This window comes from Virgibacillus litoralis (assembly GCF_017873675.1).
GTDB lineage: Bacteria > Bacillota > Bacilli > Bacillales > Amphibacillaceae > Lentibacillus > Lentibacillus litoralis.
Map to the genome: position 1 here is coordinate 1 of NZ_JAGGKK010000043.1, position 1,542 is coordinate 1,542.

Here is a 1,542-nt window from a genome sequence, read left to right on the forward strand (position 1 = left end):
CACTAGCGTTGCATTAAATTTTTAAGAAGAAGTCAAGAAAAATATTTTATGTGAAATTTGTGAATGATGGGAATATTCACTTTAAAAACCACAAAAAAAACCTTATAATTAGGGAATGGTAGTCCTGTCCAAATCCCTAATTACAAGGAGAACTCATGGACAATAATACCATAAAAACTGTATTCAAGGAATACATTCATCCACTTGATACAAAAGTAATACAAAAAATGATTGATCACGCCCAAATAGATAAGTATGTTAAGAAGCTGGATGTGCTAACATTTACAAAGCTGTTTATCTACTCCCAATTAGAAAACGTATCAACACTAGGGCGAATAAGTGAAAAAGTAAAACGCAAGAAAAATGTACAACGGGAAATTGGATTAAAAAGTATCAGTAAATCCCAATTATCCCGTAAGCTTGGGAACATCCCATCAGAGATATTTCAAGTGCTCCTGCATCACCTGGTCCAAAAATTGCATCAAGTGCTAGGACCCAATAGGGCAGACAAAGCACTTGGCAAGATTCATTTGATTGATTCTTCCACGATTTCGATGTGCCTTAGCCAATATGAATGGGCAGATTTCCGAGACACAAAAGCTGGGGTAAAGATGCATACGTCCATCGTCTTTTGCGACGGGGTATCTTATCCAAATGAAATGATTGTTACCCCCGCAAGACCGGCAGATGAAACACAATTAGATGCGTTAATTGTACCGGATAAAAATGCACTTCATGTATTCGATAGAGGCTATTTCAACTTTGAAAAGTTTGATGACTATTGCGCACAAGGCATTCGTTTTGTCACGCGAATTAAAACGAATACAGTTGTCCATGTGATAGAGGAATTACCTGTTGACCCTTCCTCTCCGATCACGCGAGAGGCTATCGTGAAAATTGGTAAAATGAAACACCCTCTACGCTTGGTAGAAACACGAGATAGTGAAGGAAACGAAGTTTCCATTGTTTGTAATGACGCAAAAGTAAGCACACAGGAAATTAGTGACCTCTACCGGACACGCTGGCAAATTGAATTGTTTTTCAAATGGGTAAAGCAACATTTAGTGTTGAAAAATCTTTATGGACAAAGTGAAAATGCCGTATTCAACCAGATTTACATCGCTATGATAACATTCTGCTTAAACCTATTAATGAAAAACAAACTAGGATACAAAGGCACCCTACTGGAAATGCTTAACTGGGTTAGTGATTTCTGGTCAAACAAACTAAAAACCTTTGTTTCAGAATTATTCAAGGAACCAGATCGATCATCCAGTGGTCGGCGAAAACTGCGGCACCAACGAATATTCGATGAAACTTTAACACAATATGAATCAGGAGATGTTTCCCACTTGGATGATCTAACCTACGATCCAATCTTTTAAATAATTTACAAAAAATGGATGAAGGACTACCTTTAAAGCCCTGTTGTCCTTTTTTCTTCAAAAGTGACGTAAGTTATATCAGAATATTCAATTAGTAATGATAGATACAAAATTCAAATGTTTGACTTAGCTATTACCTGTTTATGCAACGCCAGTG

The 1,542-nt window shown here is 36.9% G+C and carries 1 protein-coding gene; it reads left to right on the forward strand.

Going from position 1 to position 1,542, the window contains the following annotated elements:
• Positions 1-155 precede the first annotated feature (155 nt).
• Positions 156-1,385, forward strand: coding sequence for an IS4 family transposase (locus J2Z82_RS19270; protein WP_209482414.1), 1,230 nt, complete (start codon positions 156-158; stop codon positions 1,383-1,385).
• The last annotated feature ends 157 nt before the right edge of the window (positions 1,386-1,542 follow it).

What these genes read in the sequence shown, in the direction of transcription:
- J2Z82_RS19270 (WP_209482414.1), top strand. Translation starts at nt 156, where the DNA reads ATGGACAATAATACCATAAAAACTGTATTCAAGGAATACATTCATCCA.